We start from the raw sequence: 4,400 nt of genomic DNA, 5'->3' as shown, positions 1-4,400 counted from the left end.
GAATCAGCCGAGCGCGCCGGGCGTCAGCTGCGCGCACCGTCTGGCTACGAGTTGCTGACAACAATTGTTCGCGCTCGAGCGCGCTCAAATTCATCTTTTCCATGCGTTTCATTGAATACCAAATCGGGTGCTTTTTCAATGACGCAATGGACTAGCAACTTGCGGGCTACACCTGAGCATTGTCCTTAAATCCGAAGAGGCGCCTGTTTCTCCCAATCTCTCGGTCCTGCATCAATTATCTCGACGATCTCGCCCTCGGAGCTTCATACGTTGCATTGGCCAATCAATGAACGCTAACCTTGTCGAGCTGTATGTAAGCCCGAATGGCGATCGCTGGCTGTTGGTTGTCGCAGCCAACGATCATCCCGTCGTTCGGCACGTTCCCAGCACCGCTTCGGGAGGGTGCTCATCAGATTTGTCCCTGTCGGCCTTTCTTTCCGCCGACGACGCAACGCCCCAGCAAGATGCGCTGCTCCGACTGCTCAGCCGACTTGCCTTCCCGATCGCAGGCGCCTGCTCGACTGTACCGGTAGACGTCCCTACACTACACCGACCGACTGGAGATGACTTGCTTCTCACGGCGGCCCGTGTGAGGACTTTCGCCAGCGCACAGCATCTCACCAATGCAAGCGGATTCTTCTTTGCCCGTGACGAGCGCCTCTTTCTCGTCACAAGCCGTCATGTGGTCAACGACGAACCTAGCAAGCACTTCCCCGATCGCCTCGACATCGAGCTTCACGTCGATCCACATAACCTAGGCGCGTCGACGTGGTTTTCGATGCCGTTGTTTTCGGACGGCCTCGCAATATGGCGGGAAGGCTCCGACGACGGCGGCTCGATCGATGTAGCGGTGCTGGAAATCCACAAAGCTAGGCTGCCATCAAGTGCCGTCTTCAATGCGTTCACGCCTGAGCATCTGCCGAAGTCTGGCGAGGCCATGCCGATAGGCGCCTCGGTTCTCATCGTAGGGTTTCCGCTCGGCTTCCACGACTCGCTCCACCATCTGCCCGTCGTGAGACAAGGCGTCGTTGCATCGGCGTTCGGTCTCCGCTTTCAGGGTAAGGGATGCTTCATTACGGATGCGCGAACGCATCGAGGGACAAGCGGCGCACCTGTGGTGATGAGCAAGCCGTTAAAGGAAGGGTCGGCGATGGGTGAGAGCTTGCCATGGACGCTTATTGGCGTTCACTCATCCACCATTGACATGGGCAGTCGCGACTTCCAAGTCGACGAGACGCTCGGCCTGAACAATGCATGGTACGCCGACATTCTGATGACGCTCACGGAACACTAAGGTAGTCGTTTCTCCCAGCGCCGGCAGCTACCTTCCGACAACAGTCCTTGAGCGGTTCGGCTCACCATGACGACGGACGCACAAACTCACCCGCCTTTCCGAGGCGGCGCTGCATCTGAAAGCTGCAGGAGGGCCGAGATAGCGCCGTCGGAGGCTTGCGGAATGGGCACGATTTCGCCATGTGGGCATCCGCAGGCCAGGCCTCGCCTTCGTGGTCGTCGTCGCAACTGCCCAACAACTACGGAAATTACCTCTGGGAATAGCCCTCTCGCCACAAAGTGGCGCCGACGGCCACAAGAACTTGGGCGTCTCCTTCCTCTAGACGATCCCAGGCCGACGCCAGCCACTGCGCAAGTCCGTTGCACGCGTCATTCAACGTGACGTAGTCTCTTCCCTCAACGTTGAACTGCTCAAAGGTAGCAAGTACGTTTTCTTCTGTCGCCATGTCAATCCCCAGGGTGCGTCCCCACTCGACGAGCATAGCCGCGAGTTGCTTGAAATATACAACTGTCCGCGGCGCACTTCTCGCACGTCTTCTTACAGGCCTTGCCGCACGGGCCTATCACGGATGCAGTCCAGTGTGGTCACTGCCACGAGGCGCGAGCGCGAGCGACGCATATGACGTCGATAGCGCCGACCCTCAACTGCCGTCGTCGGTCGCACGCGCCGGCGAAACGTAGATCGATTTCGAAAAAAGCGTCTCACCGCCCATCGATCGATCGAGTACATCGATCGCTCGGTTCAGCAGGCCGATCTCGGCGCCCATGGTACGCGCTTCACGCATATAGAAGTTCACAGCGTCGAGTCCGTCAATGGTGCAGGCATCGCCTAGCGGCTGCCCCGGCCACCGAGCGAGAAGTACTGGATCGACCTCGGGTCCGCAGCTGACCCTGCGCGACAAAGTGCACCCGGTGCCAATGTGGACCACTTCGCTCCGAGTACGATCTGCGTGGAACTGCGGAAGTGTCGAAAGAAACTCCAGTAGAGGATACATTTGCCCTCCGGGGCGTGTTCCTGCGATAGGTTGGGGATCATCCGGTGCGTTGCAACGGCGGATACACCGATCATGCAATCGCTAGGAATACAGATGTTTTCAATGCGACGCCATTGCCCGCTTTGCAGGAGTCGCTCTGCTTTTATCCGTTGCGAGGGCCGAAAGGCAATCGTTGATGCGGTCGCAGACTGCCGCGGCCCCGCTCACAGCACGCTTACCTGATCGCTAGCGATGACATGTGGGCTCGCGCTGGCTCTGTTCAGCCGCTGAAACGGTTGCTTATATCGAGTTATGGCAGACCGCCGCAGCGCTGCGCGTCACCTTGCCGGCCAAGAGCTATGATCCGACGATCCCATCACCGGTAGTCGACCCCCGATTTCGGGAAGAGAAGACCAGCAGGACTAGCTGACTATATGGTCTGGCGCATCGGACAGAGAGGTTCCGTTTAAACGCGCCGATGCGATCATGGCCTGTCGCGCCCCGCCGTTGTCGACTGTACCGACCGAAGAAAGGCCGGTAGACCGGCCCTTGTGTTGCGTTACAGCGGCGAGATATTCGCGGCTTGCATGCCTTTCGGGCCGCGCTTTGTCTCGTAGCTTACTTTCTGATTTTCTGCGAGCGTCTTGAAGCCGTCGCCTTTAACTTCCGAGAAGTGAGCAAAGAGATCGTCCCCACCAGCATCAGGGGTGATGAAACCAAAGCCCTTGCTATCGTTAAACCACTTAACTGTACCGGTATCCATGATAATTCCTTGAAAAAATAAGAGTCCGCGTGCGGAGCGACAAAAACTTCAAGGAAGAAGAGAGGACAGCGAGTACCGCGCCGACGACGCGAATAGTGGTGATCAGCAATCGAGCTTCTTGAATATTTCGTCGTTCACAGTATAGTGGCGGCGTGGCCTTGTCAATGCTTTTCTGGCCGATTCCCAATGGAAATGTGGCGGGGTAATTGCGCCCTAATGACGAAGCGATTATCGATCGGCTCTTGACAGGCGGAAGCCGGCCGTGAGCCGTTGCAGCCCCCCAAGCCGTAACGCCGACGCACGTACCGTCGCGGCAGTCGTCCTGCCGAACAGCATGATAGTTGTAAATCCAATCATAATGACCATCATCGCTACCTTCATTGATTCACCTTTGAGTAGTTGCCGCGCTGGCGTCGCCCTCCCACACGCCGAGAGCCGTGGCACCAGCAGGCCTCTCAGCAACGCCAAGTCAAAACATGATGCGAGGCACCTACCAACCCCGTCCGCAGCTTTGGTCTCGCTTGTTTCCGTGGCATTCCACAAAGCGAAGCAGACGGGCTGGCATTGGGACAATGAACGCTAGGACTGCGACTGCGACGCGCAATTCCACGTCGTCATGTCCCACACGAACATTATGATGGCGCCTTAATGCTTTTCGCCGCCGCTCGCTGGAACAGAACACTCTCGATGCCGCGGTAGTGAGAAACGTCGCAGGCCCCATAGGCTGGTCATCACCTAGGTGCTCGGCGGTAGTGCACTTGTTTTTTCGCTCCGCTCACGACAACCTTTAACGCCGGCGACGGATCGAAGCGTCCGCACCGTTTCGCGCGTTTTTGCTTCGAGCGATGCGCGCCCATTTCTTCGATCAAGTGCGTAAAGCCCCGAAGCCCACGGAGCACGGCGCCTTTTTTATTTTCGTTCATCGAACTTCCTTGAGCATGGGCAGAGCTCATTATGCGCCCCCTGTCCGAGGGCGCGTGATTTTTGCTGCAATGTCCGAGACGGCGCCTGTCACGGCGGGTCAGAAGGTGCCACGCGCATCCGCGCCCTGACGTCGTGCCGGTCGAGCATGAATGACACTAGGCACGAATGCCCTCGACACCGCACGCGCAGGAATTCGGCGTCCTGGAGACAACGTCCTGGAGAGGTGTTGCTCGCGCTAAATCAGTGCCCGACATGTTCCCTTCTCGTATTGCGCAGCCTCGGCGCGAGTATGAATGTAGCTGTCTGACGGGTCCGTCCCTAGCCAAGCTCACCAATGAAGCGGAGTAACCCACGAACTTAAACGGTGCACTAGTACAACATCCCGTAATTACCTTTAATAATTATCGGGCTGCAGATAAGGCTGTAGGAGCGTGACGACGACCTCG

4 protein-coding genes are annotated in these 4,400 nt (G+C 57.7%); 1 reads left to right on the top strand and 3 read right to left on the bottom strand.

Annotated elements, in window-relative coordinates; all coding sequences use genetic code 11:
- Window positions 1-286 precede the first annotated feature (286 nt).
- Window positions 287-1,294 (top strand): S1 family peptidase, encoded by a 1,008-nt coding sequence (locus NCT05_RS36535; RefSeq protein ID WP_350030120.1) that lies wholly within the window; start codon window positions 287-289, stop codon window positions 1,292-1,294.
- Between the two features lie 640 nt (window positions 1,295-1,934).
- On the opposite strand, the gene NCT05_RS36530 is transcribed toward NCT05_RS36535, so the two are convergent.
- From NCT05_RS36530 to NCT05_RS36520, 3 genes are all read right to left on the bottom strand, one after another.
- Window positions 1,935-2,288 carry a hypothetical protein gene (locus tag NCT05_RS36530; RefSeq protein ID WP_250504782.1) on the bottom strand — a complete coding sequence of 118 codons (354 nt, stop codon included), beginning with the start codon at window positions 2,286-2,288 and terminating at the stop codon, window positions 1,935-1,937.
- 538 nt (window positions 2,289-2,826) lie between these two features.
- Window positions 2,827-3,030, bottom strand: coding sequence for a cold-shock protein (locus NCT05_RS36525; protein WP_040048723.1), 204 nt, complete (start codon window positions 3,028-3,030; stop codon window positions 2,827-2,829).
- Window positions 3,031-3,761: 731 nt separating this feature from the next.
- Window positions 3,762-3,953, bottom strand: coding sequence for a hypothetical protein (locus tag NCT05_RS36520; protein WP_250504781.1), 192 nt, complete (start codon window positions 3,951-3,953; stop codon window positions 3,762-3,764).
- Window positions 3,954-4,400 lie beyond the last annotated feature (447 nt).

This window comes from Caballeronia sp. AZ7_KS35 (assembly GCF_023631045.1).
GTDB lineage: Bacteria > Pseudomonadota > Gammaproteobacteria > Burkholderiales > Burkholderiaceae > Caballeronia > Caballeronia zhejiangensis.
This window is presented reverse-complemented; position numbering and strand designations above follow the sequence as displayed.

What these genes read in the sequence shown, in the direction of transcription:
- NCT05_RS36535 (WP_350030120.1), top strand. Translation starts at nt 287, where the DNA reads ATGAACGCTAACCTTGTCGAGCTGTATGTAAGCCCGAATGGCGATCGC.
- NCT05_RS36530 (WP_250504782.1), bottom strand. Translation starts at nt 2,288, where the DNA reads ATGTATCCTCTACTGGAGTTTCTTTCGACACTTCCGCAGTTCCACGCA.
- NCT05_RS36525 (WP_040048723.1), bottom strand. Translation starts at nt 3,030, where the DNA reads ATGGATACCGGTACAGTTAAGTGGTTTAACGATAGCAAGGGCTTTGGT.
- NCT05_RS36520 (WP_250504781.1), bottom strand. Translation starts at nt 3,953, where the DNA reads ATGAACGAAAATAAAAAAGGCGCCGTGCTCCGTGGGCTTCGGGGCTTT.